Source organism: Roseibium sp. RP-7 (assembly GCF_053005225.1).
Genome location: NZ_JBRKQA010000001.1, coordinates 530,679 through 544,801 on the forward strand (window position 1 = coordinate 530,679; position 14,123 = coordinate 544,801).

Below are 14,123 nucleotides of genomic sequence, written 5' to 3' on the forward strand. Positions count from 1 at the left end.
GTCAGCGCTGTGGCGCTGACAGCCTTTGTGCAAGGTCACCAAGCAACGCGCGGTACCGGGTTTTGGTTACGCCCGGGGCTTCTCCCGTGGTGTAGAAGCGGCGTAGCAGGGCTTCATGCTGTTCCGGTTGCGGCTCCAGCAGGAGGCGGGCGCCGTCGTCGTCCGGCATCGTCACGATGGCATTGACGATGCCAACACCGTCGATTTCGATCCGGACCGGGGTATCGTCGGGTATCGACGCACCACGGATCCTGACGGAGTTCTGCGTCAATCCCACGATCCAGACTCGGGTTCTGCCAATGCCTGAATGAAGAATGGCCCGTTCGGGTTTGTCCTGGAAATGGATCTCGCGCCTGGGAAGTTCCACGCAGACAATCATCGTCACGCCGAGGACAATCAGGTTGTAGAACGTCCAGAACATGATCACGAGCTTGCCATCGCCTGCGTCATTATACGCAAAGTGGTCGGAGATGATGCCGAGCAGCAAGCCGATAATGGTCAGCAGGAAGAACGTGCCGAAGAGGCCAATCAAGCGCCACTGAACGACCACCCGGCTTCTGTCGCCGCCTTTTGCGGTCACTGAGAAGGGATGTCCCTTCGGAAAGAACAGTCCCGTGAAGGCGGCCCTGGTAATCGGCACTGCGCCGAGCAGCTGGCTGATGTCGTTGACGATCGGAACGACCAGGCCTCCGGACACAAAGTTCAAGGTGATCAGGATCCAGAGGTAATAGGTGCCGAAATAGCGCAGCACTTCCTGCAAGGTCGCATCGACAACCATGATGTTGAAGTACCAGTAGAGCAGCGGGTAAACGAGGATTGCGATCCGGAACGGAAAGTTCGTCGTCCAGTAAAGCACGCTGTCGATCACGCTCCATCGGTCGGCAAGCCCCAAGCGATTGTTGGAAAAGGGGCCGAACCGGCTGCGGGCGATCTGCATCATGCCGAGACACCATCTGGCGCGCTGGCTGATGTATTCCTTGAGACCTTCCGGTGCGAGGCCCTCGGAAAGGGCTTCATTCAGGTAGACCGTGTTGTAACCGGCGTCCTTCAGGCAAAGCGTCAGAAGGAAATCCTCTGTAATGCTTTCCGTCGAAAACCATCCGATTTTCTGAAGCGCGTTCCAGCGGATGACGGAAGAGGTTCCGCAACAAAAGGCAATGCCCCAGGCATCACGCGACGGCTGCAGGTAGTCGAAGAAAAAGCGTTGTTCGTCCGGATAGGATCGGCTGAGGCCGAGATTGTGCTGGATCGGATCCGAGTTGAAGAAATGTTGCGGCGTTTGAACCAGTCCAACCTTTTCATCCTTGAGAAGAGCGACCGTTCTTTTCAGGAAATTGCTGTGTGGAACGAAGTCTGCATCAAGGACGGCAATGAAACTGGGCGCTGTATCTTCTTCGGCCATTTGGCGAAGCGCATGGTTCATGTTGCCTGCCTTGGCCCCCGTGTTTTCGGGCCGGCTGACGTAGGTAACCCCTTGCGCAACACAGTAGTCCTTCAGCCAGTCGCGCCTGCTGTCATCAAGCACATGGACGCTGAAGTCCGGATAATCGAGGGCAAGTGCTCCAACGATCGTCCGTTCCAGAACGTCCCGCTCTTCGTTGTAGGTGGGAATGAGAACGGCCACCTTTGGAGCGGGCTCGGGTTCCCACCAGTCTTGCTGCCGGTCCGCCTCCTGCTTGCGGTCGCGGTGCCTCGACAAGATAAGAAATGCACTGAGCGAGGACAGGCACGCTGCGCATTCGATCGCGAAGAAGGACCAGCTTGCGAGGCAGTCGAAGGTCAGATCCAGCGGTGCGAGCGTGTAGGCGGCGCGCCAATACAGATACCGCGCTGTCAGCACGGCGCAGACTGCAAAGAGCAGGGCCCTATGCCAGGTTTTTTCCCGGGACAGAAGCAAAGGAACAAGCATTCCAAGCGCCAGCACCAGGTTGAGCTGCACGATGCTGGAAACGGTGTCGCTTAGGTAAAGGACCGGGAACATCTCAGAGCCAGAGGGTGCGCAGGAAATCGAGAGGTCTTGCTTCGAAGAAAACCCGGCCCGTCCTCCCGATCGCACAGGCAAGTGCCGGATCTTCGCGGATTGCGGGCACGACAAGCGTCACGTCGAAGCGCTGCAGGTGTCTTTCGCTGGGCGCAACGGCAAGGTTTCGGTAAATCGTCTCTGCCCCGGAACCGGCCAGACGCGTGATTGTACCCTCCAGAACCTTCTGGTCGTTGCTCACGCGAAACTTGGCAAGGTCTCCGATCTTGAGGCGGTTATAGACGGATTCAGCGACACTCAAGGTGATGATCGTGGAGGTGCAATTCACCAGGCGCATCAATGGCTCGCCTCGTTCAACCGTCTCGCCGTTTGCTGTCAGCACTTCCCAAACGGTTCCGTCGACGTTCGAAATGAGTTTCGAGGAGGCCAGCCGGTTCACTCTCAGCCGCTCGACATTGATGCGATTGTCCAAGGCCTTTGCCTTTTCCTTTTCCGCATTGAGCAAGGCCTGGTTTTCGGACTGGTCCAGTGTCAGTTCCGAAATGCGTTGTTCGGAGTAGGGAGCATCATTGTAACCATCGCCCAGAAACGTTCCGTCTTGTGCCGCCTGCAGTTCGATTTCGACAACGGCCGCCCGCTGGCGTGCACTTTCCAGATCCTGCGCTGCAACCCTTTGCGTCGCTCTGATCCGCTCGAAGGAGGCTGAAGCCTCCAGGCCGCGATCTGTCAGCTGTTTAGAGCGCTGGAAAGCCGCCTCCGCCTCATCCCCCCTGGCTTCGGCGGCACCGATTTCGAAGGTCAAGGCACGCAGCTCCGCTTGAAGCTGCAGGATCCGCTGCTGCTGATAGCGCTCCGATCTCGCCTGCAAATCACTGACGGACTGTTCGATCGCGGCTATCACGGTCGACAACCGGTCGACCTCGGCTGTCGCAAACGCCTTTTCGCGGATCATGTCGTTGAGGTAGATGTTGTCGACAAGGGGATCATCGATCGACCCCAGTTGTTCACCCTCCGCTACAGACGATCCAAGCAGCCGGTGCTCCAGCGTCAGTTGTCCGGCTGTCGGCGCCCGTACCGTTGTGAGCCTTGCATTGATAACCGCATCTGCGCTGGTGCCTGACAACTGCTCCCCTGCAATCACAAACCCCGCGGCGACGATGACCAGGCCTGCAAGCAACAATCTCAGAATCCGCATCTGACCTCTCAAATGAGTCTGTCGAGAATGAATGCCCCCAGCGCAAACTCCCGTATCGCGTGAAGCGTGTAAAGGGAGCTTCTTTGCATTAGTTAATATCCCGGGCCTGTGGAAAGAATACCAATCTATTCAAGCGACAAGGAGGCTTAGGCGAATTCGATCAAAGGTTGTAGAGGGAGGGAAATCGAAGCATTCCTGCATCCCGTGGCGCATGAGCGAGGCACGTCCTGATCCCGAAGGACAGTTTTGCAGACCCTTCAAGCCGACCTGACTTCACAGGTTTTCTGGCAATTGCAGCGGTTTAAGACGCAAGGCAATTCAAGCGTCAATTCATTGAGTATCGACTTCTTGTAATCAGCCCGCCCGTGCGGCGTTCCAATCCGCAAGGTGCCGCAGGATTGGCACCAGGGCGAGGCCATCGCGTGTCAATGAATAACCGGTTGCAACATGTGCCGATCGGGACACCAACCCATCTTTTTCAAGTTCGCGCATTGCTCGAACGAGCACTCGACGGCTTGCAAATTCTAGGCGGCGCTGAATGTCCGGTAGGCCGCTATCCTTCTCGGACAGTACAATCAGGATCGACGCTTTCCACTGTCCGCTCACGGTCTGGAGGCCGGCTGCAAGATCACACCATCCGTGGAGGTTCCCTCGGTTTCGCTCCTGGATCGTCGACCAGGTCCGGCGGGCTGTGTCAAAATTGTCAGACTGGTCCATGCGCGGGAAACTCCGATAGGTGTCTCCCGAAACATGGAGACCACGCGATGTCAGTACAAGTTTTCACCGGATTTCATCACTCTGCGATCCGCTCCCCGAACCTTCAGCGTTCTGTTTCCTTTTATGAGGAAATCGGTTTCCACCAGGTGCACGACTGGAGACTGCCGAGCTATGGCATCGATCGCGCGATAATGATGCAGGCACCTGATAGGAAAAGCTGGATTGAATTGTTCGACCTGAAGGCCGAGATCCCGATGCAAGGTGTTGGTGCGCAGCAGGGGCAAAAGGTTTCGACGGGTGCGCTCGCACACCTCTGCTTGAGCGTGACGGATCTTGATCAGGCTTGCGTGCGGATTGTCGAAGCCGGTGCGAGGCATCTGCACGGCCCGGAAGCACTGACACTGGGCCAACCCGAAGTGCGGGTTCGCAACGCAATCTTTGAAGGGCCGGCCGGCGAGATCATCGAACTCTTGCAGCCGGTCCGCTTCCCTGGCGACCAGCCGGCCTAGCGAAAATCAGAAATCTCAACGACAGCAATTTGCCCCGCGCGTGTGGACAGCGGGTCCGCCGCAGTTGACCCCCATGATGGTTCCGGCAATCCTTCATCCTGACGCGGGGATTTTCGCTGCGGTGAGGGGGAGATGTGCATGAGCCGGGAACGCATCACGGAAACAATCGCCTGGCAGTCGGCCGATCCGCATCTGACCGGCAATTTTGCGCCAATCGGCAGCGAGATCGATGCGGAGGGGCTGGAAGTGATCTCCGGGCGCATTCCGGAAGAACTGCTGGGAACATATATCCGCAACGGCCCCAACCCTCGCTATGAGCCCGTCTCCTACAATTATCCGCTGGAAGGCGACGGCATGTTGCACGCGATCCGCTTTGAAGGCGGAAAGGCGAGCTACCGCAATCGCTATGTGCGCACCCGCGGTTTCGAGATCGAGCATCAGGCAGGTCACGCGGTCTTCGGCGGCGTGATGACGCCGCGCCCTGTTGATCCTGCCTTGCTGGGGCCGGAGGACGATCCGGACAATCCTTTCAAGGCGTCCGCCTTCATTGGCGTGATGCAGCACGGCGGCCAGTTGCTCGCCCTTGGCGAGTGCGAACCGGCCTGGGAGATCGGCCCGGATCTGGAAACGCGCGGCCCCTGGACGGCAGGCACCGATGCGCCGATCCTTATGGGGGCACACAACAGGGTTCATCCGGTTACCGGCGATCTCTATGCCCTCAGTTACGACTTCGCCTCGCCCACGGTCACGCTGCATCACGTTGGCCGCGACGGCAAGCTGCGCCGAAGCTTCGACATCACCCTGGCAGCACCGAGCATGATCCACGACTTCGTGCTGACCGAGCGCCATCTGGTGCTGCTGATCGGCCCGCTGGTTTTCGACATGGAAGCGATGATGTCCGGCGGATCCATGCTGCAATGGAAGCCGGAGATGGGAACGCGCATTGCCGTGCAGCCGCTGGATGGTGGTGCTGTGACCTGGTACGAGGCCGAGCCGTTTTTCGTCTTCCACTTTGCCAACGGTTTCGAGCGCGGCAGCGACATCGTCATCGACTATGTGCGTCACCAGAAACTCTATCTTGGGTATGGCGAACCCAACACCCAGCCGCCGACACTTCAGCGCCTGGTGCTGGACACGGGAACGGGCCGGGTGCGTGAGCAGGCCTGGTTCGACAAGGTGGCGGAGTTCCCGAGGATCGATGACCGCAGGAATGCGCTTGCAGCACGCTATGTCTATTCCCCGACCCTGACCGACACGTTGACCGGCGGAAACGGCGCATCGGCGACATTCAACTGCCTGTTGCGGATCGATACGGAAACCGGGGACGTCAGCGCTCATGACTTCGGCAACCGCATCGCCGGTGAAGCTGTGTTCATTCCGCGTGGTGAGGCCGAAACCGCCGGCTGGCTGGCAACCTATCTCTATGATCCCGAAACGCAGACGAGTGAATTCGTGCTCCTGGACGCTGAAGGGGTCGGCGACGAACCGATCGTCCGACTGCGTCTGCCGCAACGGGTGCCGCAGGGCCTGCACGGAACCTGGGTCCCGGGCTAGGCGCGCGCGTCGAGGCCCGTTAATCCCGCCCCTTGTCCCAGGCCTTGAGCTGGTCTACGGCCCGTTTGGGGCCAAGGGTCAGGCGGTAGAAGTCGAAGAGACCCGGACGCACCGAGGCGAAAAAGTAATTGAAGTGAAGCGCAAAGAAGCGAAAGCGCAGGTGACGGAACCTCTTTGCGGTCATTCGGTCCGGAATGCACACGCTGTACCGTCTGGGTTCCGGCAACGTCTCGCCCGATGTGTTCTGCTGCGCATACCGCGCCACGGGCGTGGTGCGGCCACCGCAGAGCGGGTCATGCGGACCGTAAAGATCCGTCCAGTCGACACCGGACCGTGCCACCGCCGTCATGGCATCGCCAAAGCCGTCTTGCGCCCCGAACCCGCCGAGGCAATCGAACGCCGGTCCCATCGTGACAAAAGAGAAGCCGCCGGGGCGCCGAACGATGTCCGGCTGCCGGCGCAGGACAGCGGCAAGAATGTAGATCGCCACGAACGTGCCGCAGCTGTGCGACACGAACACCAGGTCGGTATCTTCGTCCGCTTCCGCGGCCGCGGCAACGATGAGGTCGGCGCTTTCTTCGATACGGGCGAGCATTTCGGGGTGGTTGTTCCGGGCAAGCCGGGCCATGAAGTGCCAACTGTTGACCAGGTACCGAAAGTAGGACTTGGGTTCCAGCCAGGTCATGAGCAGGTAAACCGCGAGCATCCACGCCGCGCTGCCTCCCAGCAAAACGGACCAGGCGATTTCTTCGGCATGGCTTTGCCGAACCGCTGCGCCCACATTGCGCAGAATGACCGGTGCCAGAAGAATGGGTGGCAGCAGGCTGGCCAGTAAATAGAGAAGCAGTCCTACGGGGGGATAAAGACAGAAGACCCCATGCGCCCAGTTGCTTTTCAATGCAGCCCGATATCCGCCCGCCTGGGCGATCATCATGAAGGACCGGATGGCATCTGCAATCGTGCGTGGCCAGGAGCGCCGAAAATCGGCCTTGATGACGTCCCGCCAGCCAAGCTGCACAAACGTTGTCTCGACACGGCTGTCCGGCCAGTCGACATGCCCGCTCCAACTGGCCGTGGTGCCGCCGGGATCAAGACCTTCGCTGAGCTGGGAAAGGGCACCGTTCATCTTCCGGATCTTCAGGAAGGTGTCGAACTCCTTGCGGAGCAACGGGAAGCAGTAACGGGCCGGACGCAAATCATAGCCAGGAAAATAGATCACCAGTCGGTTCAGGCGGTTCTTTATTTTTCTCTCCTGACAATACTGCTCGTTTAGCCGGTCTTTGCGAGCCGGCTATTATTCTTGTTCGGACAGGCTCCATCGACTTCCCCAGCCTGCGGATCCAGCATGCACCAAACGACATGGAGGCGGCACCTGGCAAGGTCTGTTCCCCTCTTTGCCCACTGGACTTTCGTTTCGCCGTCATTATGCTGCACCTGCGAAAAGAAACCCCGGGCGGGAAACGGGGTCGCGGGAGGATGAAACAGATGATCATCTGCCGGACGAAGGCGGAGATGCGCGAAGCCGTGCAAGGCTGGAAACGCGCGGGTGAAACCGTCGGGGTGGTGCCGACAATGGGCTATCTGCATGAGGGCCATCTCGGCCTCGTGCGCATGGCGCGGCAAAAGGCAGACCGCGTGGTTGCCACCATTTTCGTCAACCCCACCCAGTTTGGCGCCAATGAGGATCTGTCGAGCTATCCGCGTGATGAAGCGCGTGATCTGGCGCTTCTGGAGGCGGAAGGCCCCGACGCCGTGTTTCTGCCGAGCGTTGAGGAAATGTACGGCGCCGGCGGAGATACCTTCGTCGAGGTTCCGGGCCTCTCCGCCATTTTGCAGGGCGCTCTCAGACCCGGTCATTTCCGGGGTGTCTCTACGGTCGTCACCAAGCTCTTCAACATTGTCACGCCGGATTTCGCCGTTTTCGGCGAGAAAGACTATCAGCAGCTCACCTTGATCCGGCAGATGGTCCGTGATCTCGACATGCCGCTGGAAATCGTGCCGCACAAGACGGTGCGTGAGGAAGACGGGCTCGCGATGTCGTCGCGCAACGTTCGCCTGACTGCGGAGCACCGGGCCGACGCTGTCCAGCTCAGCCGGTCGCTCAGCGCTGCGGAGGAACTCGCGAAATCGGCCCCGGCAATTTCGGTGCTGGAAGCTGCTGTCCGCAAAAGCCTTGCCGAAGCGCCCTCGGGAAAGGTGGAAAGCGTCGACATCCGCGATGCGGAAACCCTTGAAGAGCTTTCCGGCATGCTTGACCGCCCGGCCGTGGTGCTGCTGGCCGTGCGCTTCGGCACCGTTCTCCTGATCGACCAGCGGGTGATTGCACCCGCCGCCTGATAATCCGTCTCAAGCCCCTTATCGAAAGGACGCCGCATGAGCACCCAAAAACCTGTTCGCCGCATCACTGCTCCGCAGATCACCCGCCGCAAGGGCGGAGACCCCATCGTCTCGCTGACCTCCTATCACGCGCATACGGCGGCCATCGTCGACAAATACGCCGATTTCATCCTGGTGGGCGACAGCCTCGGCATGGTCATGCACGGCATGGAATCCACCGTCGGCGTGTCGCTGGAACTGATGATCATGCATGGCAAGGCCGTGGTGCGCGGCACCAGCCGGGCGCTGGTAGTGGTCGATATGCCGTTTGGCACCTATGAGGAAAGCCCATCGGTGGCCTTCCGCAACGCTGCCCGCGTGATGAAGGAAACCCAGTGCGGGGCCGTAAAGCTTGAAGGCGGCGCCCGCATGGCCGAAACCATCCGCTTCCTGAGCGAGCGAGGCATTCCGGTGATGGCCCACATCGGTCTGACGCCGCAATCGGTCAACGTCATGGGCGGTTTCAAGACGCAAGGGCGCGACGAGGACAGCTGGGCCAGCCACGAGGAAGATGCAAGAGCCGTTGCCGAGGCGGGGGCTTTCGCGCTGGTTCTGGAAGGTATGGTCGAGCCGCTGGCGGCGAGGATCACCAAACAGATCGCGATACCGACCATCGGCATCGGAGCGTCCGCGGAGTGCGACGGTCAGATCCTGGTGCTGGAGGACATGCTCGGCCTTAATCCGACGCCCCCGAAATTCGTCAAGGTATATGGCAATCTCGGTGGCCAGATCGAGGCAGCGGTGAAAGCCTATTCGGAAGAGGTCAAGGACCGCAGCTTCCCCGGTGAGAGCGAGGTTTACCGGTAGAGGCCAGTTTCTCACCTCTCGGCTTGTCATCCCGGTCACAGTGAAACGGAGATCCGGGATCGTGGCGCCCGTGCCTTGCCCTTTGAGCGCATGCCCACGCCGTGCGCCGGTGGCTCTCCGATCCTGGCTCGGGCTGACGCTTGGCCGGGATGACGATGGAGAGGTTTGTTTTCCGGCGCTATGCGATGGAATGAAATTAACGCCCGATTTCCGGCTGCAATGAATTCTCGCCAGGCGTAAAGTCGGGTCATGCTTATGACCCGACCCAGTTTCGACACGCTCTATGAAGCGCTTCTGAACCGTGATCCGTCCTACGACGGACGCGTTTTTGTCTGTGTAGCTTCTACCGGAATTTTCTGCCGGCTTACCTGCCCGGCGCGCAAGCCGAAGCGGGAGAACTGCACCTTCCATGACACCGTGTCCGAATGTTTTGACGCCGGCTTCCGCCCTTGCAAGCGCTGCCGTCCGACCACGCCGGAGGCCACTGCCGACCCGGTGGTGAAACCGTTGATCGAGGCACTGGAAAAGCGTCCATCCTACCGCTGGGGCGAACCGGATCTCGTGCGCATGGGGTTCGACCCTTCAACGGTGCGCCGGGCCTTCAAGCGGCATTTCGGCATGACCTTTCTGGAAATGGCGCGCCAGCGGCGCCTGCAGGAAGGGTTCTCGACGCTAGCCGACGGCGGCAAGGTGATCGATGCGCAGATCACGGCCGGGTTCGACTCGCCGAGCGCGTTTCGCGAAGCCTTTGCCAGGATTCTTGGCCAGTCTCCCGGGGTCTTTTCCACCAAGCCCCTGCTTTTCGCCGACTGGGTGGCATCGCCGCTCGGTCCGCTGATTGCCGTCACCGACAGGACCCAGCTGCATCTGTTGGAATTTCTCGACCGAAAGGCCTTTCCGACAGAGTTCAGGAAGCTGCAGACCTACGCCAAGGGTGAGATCGGCTTTGGGCGAACGGAGGTCACCGACCAGATCCAGGGAGAACTCGATCGTTTCTTTGCCGGAACCGGCGGTCAATTCCAGACAAGGCTTGCTCTACACGGTTCTGCCTTCACGCGGGATGTCTGGCGCGAACTGCTGACCATTCCGCCTGGCGAGACACGCAGCTATTCCGAACTGGCAAGGGCGCTGGGGAGGCCGGAAGCTGTGCGGGCGGTTGCCCGGGCCAATGGCGCCAACCAACTGGCTCTCGTCGTGCCGTGCCACCGGGTCATCGGGGCGGACGGTTCCCTCACCGGGTATGGTGGGGGGCTCTGGCGCAAGCAACGCCTGATCGAACTGGAGCAGAGCTACCGGCAGACCCCTGCTGTTTGACGGTGCTCGCCTTGCCCTCGTTTTGGTTCGGCGTGTTAGCGGTCGAAGCGGACTGGCACCTGCATGTTCATGCGCGCAACACGAATATCACCCGGAAACTTGGGCATGGGCGAAGCCCTGCGCACCATGTCGAGCGCGGCCTGGTCCAGCACCGGGTGCCCGGAGGACCGGGTCACGCGAATGCCGGAAACAGCGCCGTTGGATGAAATCGTGAAGCCGACACTCACCGTTCCCTCCAGCCTCTGACGTTTCGCTTCACGGGGATAACGTTTTGCGCGGCGCAGTTTGGCCACAACCTTGCCCTGATAATTGGACGTTGCTTTGGTGCCGCCATCCTTGGTACGGGCATCCGCCCGGCCATTGGTGCTGGATTTCGCGCTCTGGCTGGTGACGCGTTCACCACCCTTTCGGGCGCTGGTTTCCGCACCCTTCCTCTGCGCTTTCACAACCTTCCTGGGTTTTTCCTGCTCTTCGATCTTGGGAGCTTCCGCATTTCGCACCGGTGGCCTGGGCTTGCGGTTCGGTGTCTGCGTGACCTCGGCCAGCGGATCGGCAACTGGCTGTTGCACTTCGGTTTGCGGGTCCACCGGCTGAACTGTCTCAACCGGTGCGGCTGGCTCCACCCGGTCAACTTCGACAGGTTTTTGCTCCGGTGCCGGCTCGACTGGGTCGACCGGCTTGACCGGTTCCGGTGTGACACTGCCTTGCAACGTTTCGGACGCCGTCGCCACCTCCGGCGTTGTCGCCGGCGCTTTCACCGGTGCCAATGAAGTAACGCCTGCGACCATCGGAACGGACGGAACAGGTTCTGAAGCTGGCGTGTCAGGCACTGCCTCGGCAACGGCCGGGCTTGGCTGCACCTCTACCGGTTTCACCGGCGTGCCGGACCGCACCTCGGGCTTTGCGGTGTTCACCTGTACGTCTTCGATTGGCTCTACGTCCGGCTTCACGTCCTCGACAGGCTGAGGATCGGCTACGGCATCCACTTGTGCTCCGGCTACAAGATCCTCGATGGACCCGATCACCGAAACGCCGCCGCCTTCAGAAGCTGCAATGGAGATCTCATTCGGATCTTTCGCGAAAAAGGCGGCGCCGGTGCCGTGCAGCACCAGAGAAAGGATGGCCCCGGCAGCCAGGAAACGCGCGAAACTCACTTTGAGCCTCTTCTTGTTATGAGCACGATGTCGGTGCGTCCGGCATCCTTCAGCTCGCGCAACACCTTTTCCAGGGCGTCCGCCTTCAGCGTGCCGTCCGCAGCCACCTTGATCGGGCCGTCTTTGCCGCCTGGCTCATCCTGCTGCGCAAGCCAGTCGGCAACGCCGACTTCGGCCTCTCCGGCAAAGGTGCGGCCTTGCGGGTCAACAATGAGTGCGCCGGTGGACCGGATGGTCTCGTCTTCCAGTATGTTCAGCGGCGGTTCGATTTTCCTGGCATCGTCCCGGGCAACCGACCCTGCAAACAGGAAGAAGATCAGCATCAGGAAAACGACGTTGATCAGCGGAATGGTGTTTTCCGGCGGTTCGCGGCGCTGTGGGGATTTCATGCGCATGAGGTCACCTATTGTCCCGTCACCAGAACGCTCTTCAGCCCGCTTCTGCGAACCTCGGACATGACATCAACCACGTCCTGGACGTTTGCATCCGGGCCGGACCAGATCGCGACGACACTGTTTTCCTTGAGCGCGGAAAACAGTTCCGCCATGTCCGCCTTCATCAGGGGGCGTCCATTCAGGTCCAGCTTTTCCGACGTGTGAATACGCAGGTAGGCGGGCCTTTGCGCCGCGCCGCCACCTTCAGCACCGCTGGAAATGTCCAGCGACTGGTACCGTGTGAAGCTGGACGCCAGCATGAAGAACAGCAGCAGCAGGAAGATGACGTCGATCAGCGAGGTCAGGCCGACGGGCTTGCGCCGCACTCTTGCTTTAAACTGCATGCCTCGTCTCCGAAGCCTCCAGGGCCACGATCCGGGCCGCACCGCGTTCGGCGATCGCCCCGGTGAAGAACGCCGTGACCAGCGCTTCCATCTCGGATTGCTCCGCCTCGATACGGCTGTCGAACCAGCCGACAATGGCCGACACGGGTATTGCGACCGAAAGACCGACGGCGGTCGTCAGCAAGGCTACCCAGATTCCACCGGCGAGAACGGAAGGGTCCACCGCCGCGCCGGCGCCCTGCATGGCCTGAAAGGCCTCGATCATGCCGAGTACGGTCCCCAGAAGGCCGATCAGCGGTGCTGTCTGCGCGATCATGTCGAGCGGGCGAAGGTATGCCCTCAGCGTGTTGATCCGCTGGATGCAGATCCGCTCGACGTCCTCTTTCAGAAGCTCGGTCCTGGTTTCGCTGCGAGCGCTGCCCTGCACGAGCTTCAGCATGATGTCGGCAACCACGGATTTTCCACCAGCCGCCATCGTTTTCGCTTCCTGAGGCCGGCCGTCCAGCCAAAGGTCCAGCGCCTTGCGGGCGATACCGAAACGGCCGACACCCAGATACAGGAACTGCAGCAGCTTGGCGGCAATCAGCGCTGCCGCCACCAGGGAAAGGGCAAGCAGGAACAACACCACCGGGCCGCCCTGATCGACGAGGCCGGTCAACGGAGACAGGAAGTGCGGCAGGGCCGCGGTAGGGACATCAGGCATTTTGATCACGCTTGGGTTTTCATCAGAGGATCAGGTCGATTTCCGACCGCGAGTCGATCCGCAGCAGCGGCAGGCAGTCCTGTTGGGCGGTGTCCTGAAGGTCACATGCGCGCACCTCGTTCACAAGGACGCGAGAGATGCCGGTACAGTCTCCCTTGGCAACGTCATATTGCCGGACACGCGTCTTCCCGGTGGGGAGATCGCCGAAGTCGATCGCCGCATAGCCGGAAACGCCGTCGGACGTGTCGAACATCACCAGGTCGAGGCCAAGGGCGTTTACGGGAGTTGGCAAGGTGTTGCGGATGACGAAGGTCAACCGGCAGGACCCGTTGACCGTCTCCGCATCGTTCAACTGGACGGAGATCGCTTCGCTTGTCTTGGAGGCGGTTTGGGACGCTGCCTGAGACGCCGATTGCGCATTGGCTGCGGCAGCAAACTGACTGCTCAGCATCAAGGCGAGCGCCACCGTCCGAACCGGCGCCGAAACCAAAGATCTCTTCATCCCTTCGCTCTCCCGTAGCAGCTCGCGGCCTGGCTCCGGAAAGGAACTTCGGCCGCGCGCCATTCGAGTTAAAGACTTGTCTCCAGGGCAGCACGTGGGTGGCATCGACGAAGCCGGATGGGGGTATCAATCCGCGAAAAGGGCTGTCCTGTCGGGACGCACGAAACGCACGATTGGCTTTCAGAGCTGCTGGAGATTTTTGAAGGCTGAGGCGGTCTGCGCGATCATCATCAAGACCGTCGCTGCCCTGGCTAATCGATCTTTACACCGAAAGCAGCGGGTGAGGGAACCGGTCTGGATTAAAAAAGTTGAATTTTTAATTCAGAATTTAAACAGGTCACCGGCGATGCCGGGACACAGACCATTTCAGCGCCTGCCTGGCGAGCCTGCAGGCCGCAGACTTGCCGTCCTGAAGTACCTTTCAGAGCACTCGTCAGAAGACTGGTAGATGAAGGTGGGTGGAATGGAGAGCGCTTGTGGGCGCAGCTAAACCCGATCGAAGCACGCAAGCCGCCAGTTCGCTGCTGACCCTT

At 60.4% G+C, this 14,123-nt stretch carries 14 protein-coding genes; 5 read left to right on the forward strand and 9 right to left on the reverse strand.

Features of this window, described 5'->3' with window-relative positions; translation table 11 throughout:
- Position 1: 1 nt before the first annotated feature.
- The 3 genes from ACVDG9_RS02395 to ACVDG9_RS02405 all read right to left on the reverse strand — a co-directional run bounded on the left by ACVDG9_RS02395 (position 2) and on the right by ACVDG9_RS02405 (position 3,893).
- Positions 2 to 1,981 (reverse strand): glycosyltransferase family 2 protein, encoded by a 1,980-nt coding sequence (locus tag ACVDG9_RS02395; protein ID WP_447237216.1) that lies wholly within the window; start codon positions 1,979 to 1,981, stop codon positions 2 to 4.
- 1 nt (position 1,982) lies between these two features.
- The gene (locus tag ACVDG9_RS02400) at positions 1,983 to 3,176 is read right to left on the reverse strand and encodes an HlyD family secretion protein (RefSeq protein ID WP_168686445.1); all 1,194 of its coding nucleotides are present in this window, start codon (positions 3,174 to 3,176) and stop codon (positions 1,983 to 1,985) included.
- Positions 3,177 to 3,530: 354 nt separating this feature from the next.
- Positions 3,531 to 3,893, reverse strand: coding sequence for a winged helix-turn-helix transcriptional regulator (locus ACVDG9_RS02405; RefSeq protein WP_152504761.1), 363 nt, complete (start codon positions 3,891 to 3,893; stop codon positions 3,531 to 3,533).
- A gap of 47 nt (positions 3,894 to 3,940) precedes the next feature.
- Between ACVDG9_RS02405 and ACVDG9_RS02410 the strand changes: the two genes are divergently transcribed.
- A complete protein-coding gene (locus ACVDG9_RS02410; protein WP_447237217.1) occupies positions 3,941 to 4,402 on the forward strand; it encodes a VOC family protein in 462 nt (153 codons plus the stop codon).
- A gap of 138 nt (positions 4,403 to 4,540) precedes the next feature.
- On the forward strand, positions 4,541 to 5,956 hold the full coding sequence (locus ACVDG9_RS02415) for a carotenoid oxygenase family protein (RefSeq protein ID WP_447237218.1): 1,416 nt from the start codon (positions 4,541 to 4,543) through the stop codon (positions 5,954 to 5,956).
- A gap of 19 nt (positions 5,957 to 5,975) precedes the next feature.
- On the opposite strand, the gene ACVDG9_RS02420 is transcribed toward ACVDG9_RS02415, so the two are convergent.
- Positions 5,976 to 7,175 (reverse strand): hypothetical protein, encoded by a 1,200-nt coding sequence (locus ACVDG9_RS02420; protein ID WP_447237219.1) that lies wholly within the window; start codon positions 7,173 to 7,175, stop codon positions 5,976 to 5,978.
- Between the two features lie 266 nt (positions 7,176 to 7,441).
- Here ACVDG9_RS02420 and panC point away from each other — a divergent pair, with 266 nt between their 5' ends.
- The 3 genes from panC (at position 7,442) to ACVDG9_RS02435 (ending at position 10,453) form a co-directional block, all read left to right on the forward strand.
- The gene (gene panC, locus ACVDG9_RS02425) at positions 7,442 to 8,293 is read left to right on the forward strand and encodes a pantoate--beta-alanine ligase (RefSeq protein ID WP_447238277.1); all 852 of its coding nucleotides are present in this window, start codon (positions 7,442 to 7,444) and stop codon (positions 8,291 to 8,293) included.
- A 36-nt stretch (positions 8,294 to 8,329) separates the two neighbouring features.
- Positions 8,330 to 9,139, forward strand: a complete 810-nt coding sequence (gene panB, locus ACVDG9_RS02430) for a 3-methyl-2-oxobutanoate hydroxymethyltransferase (RefSeq protein ID WP_022999661.1) — start codon at positions 8,330 to 8,332, stop codon at positions 9,137 to 9,139.
- Positions 9,140 to 9,388: 249 nt separating this feature from the next.
- A complete protein-coding gene (locus ACVDG9_RS02435) occupies positions 9,389 to 10,453 on the forward strand; it encodes a bifunctional transcriptional activator/DNA repair enzyme AdaA (RefSeq protein WP_447237220.1) in 1,065 nt (354 codons plus the stop codon).
- Positions 10,454 to 10,488: 35 nt separating this feature from the next.
- On the opposite strand, the gene ACVDG9_RS02440 is transcribed toward ACVDG9_RS02435, so the two are convergent.
- From ACVDG9_RS02440 to ACVDG9_RS02460, 5 genes are read right to left on the reverse strand one after another with little or no spacing between them, the layout of a single operon-like run.
- Positions 10,489 to 11,607, reverse strand: coding sequence for an energy transducer TonB (locus tag ACVDG9_RS02440; RefSeq protein ID WP_447237221.1), 1,119 nt, complete (start codon positions 11,605 to 11,607; stop codon positions 10,489 to 10,491).
- Positions 11,604 to 11,996, reverse strand: a complete 393-nt coding sequence (locus tag ACVDG9_RS02445; RefSeq protein ID WP_447237222.1) for an ExbD/TolR family protein — start codon at positions 11,994 to 11,996, stop codon at positions 11,604 to 11,606. Before ACVDG9_RS02445 ends, ACVDG9_RS02440 begins: the two co-directional genes overlap by 4 nt.
- Before the next feature lie 14 nt (positions 11,997 to 12,010).
- Positions 12,011 to 12,385 (reverse strand): ExbD/TolR family protein, encoded by a 375-nt coding sequence (locus tag ACVDG9_RS02450; RefSeq protein ID WP_062490614.1) that lies wholly within the window; start codon positions 12,383 to 12,385, stop codon positions 12,011 to 12,013.
- On the reverse strand, positions 12,375 to 13,088 hold the full coding sequence (locus ACVDG9_RS02455) for a MotA/TolQ/ExbB proton channel family protein (RefSeq protein ID WP_209018008.1): 714 nt from the start codon (positions 13,086 to 13,088) through the stop codon (positions 12,375 to 12,377). Before ACVDG9_RS02455 ends, ACVDG9_RS02450 begins: the two co-directional genes overlap by 11 nt.
- A gap of 22 nt (positions 13,089 to 13,110) precedes the next feature.
- Complete coding sequence (locus ACVDG9_RS02460; RefSeq protein ID WP_447237223.1) at positions 13,111 to 13,590, reverse strand: hypothetical protein; 480 nt, start codon at positions 13,588 to 13,590, stop codon at positions 13,111 to 13,113.
- Positions 13,591 to 14,123: the final 533 nt, after the last annotated feature.

Excerpts from the sequence above, each read along its gene's own strand:
- ACVDG9_RS02395 (WP_447237216.1), bottom strand. The coding sequence starts at position 1,981 with ATGTTCCCGGTCCTTTACCTAAGCGACACCGTTTCCAGCATCGTGCAG.
- ACVDG9_RS02415 (WP_447237218.1), top strand. The coding sequence starts at position 4,541 with ATGAGCCGGGAACGCATCACGGAAACAATCGCCTGGCAGTCGGCCGAT.
- panC (WP_447238277.1), top strand. The coding sequence starts at position 7,442 with ATGATCATCTGCCGGACGAAGGCGGAGATGCGCGAAGCCGTGCAAGGC.
- ACVDG9_RS02435 (WP_447237220.1), top strand. The coding sequence starts at position 9,389 with ATGCTTATGACCCGACCCAGTTTCGACACGCTCTATGAAGCGCTTCTG.
- ACVDG9_RS02455 (WP_209018008.1), bottom strand. The coding sequence starts at position 13,088 with ATGCCTGATGTCCCTACCGCGGCCCTGCCGCACTTCCTGTCTCCGTTG.
- panB (WP_022999661.1), top strand. The coding sequence starts at position 8,330 with ATGAGCACCCAAAAACCTGTTCGCCGCATCACTGCTCCGCAGATCACC.
- ACVDG9_RS02405 (WP_152504761.1), bottom strand. The coding sequence starts at position 3,893 with ATGGACCAGTCTGACAATTTTGACACAGCCCGCCGGACCTGGTCGACG.
- ACVDG9_RS02410 (WP_447237217.1), top strand. The coding sequence starts at position 3,941 with ATGTCAGTACAAGTTTTCACCGGATTTCATCACTCTGCGATCCGCTCC.
- ACVDG9_RS02460 (WP_447237223.1), bottom strand. The coding sequence starts at position 13,590 with ATGAAGAGATCTTTGGTTTCGGCGCCGGTTCGGACGGTGGCGCTCGCC.
- ACVDG9_RS02445 (WP_447237222.1), bottom strand. The coding sequence starts at position 11,996 with ATGAAATCCCCACAGCGCCGCGAACCGCCGGAAAACACCATTCCGCTG.
- ACVDG9_RS02400 (WP_168686445.1), bottom strand. The coding sequence starts at position 3,176 with ATGCGGATTCTGAGATTGTTGCTTGCAGGCCTGGTCATCGTCGCCGCG.
- ACVDG9_RS02450 (WP_062490614.1), bottom strand. The coding sequence starts at position 12,385 with ATGCAGTTTAAAGCAAGAGTGCGGCGCAAGCCCGTCGGCCTGACCTCG.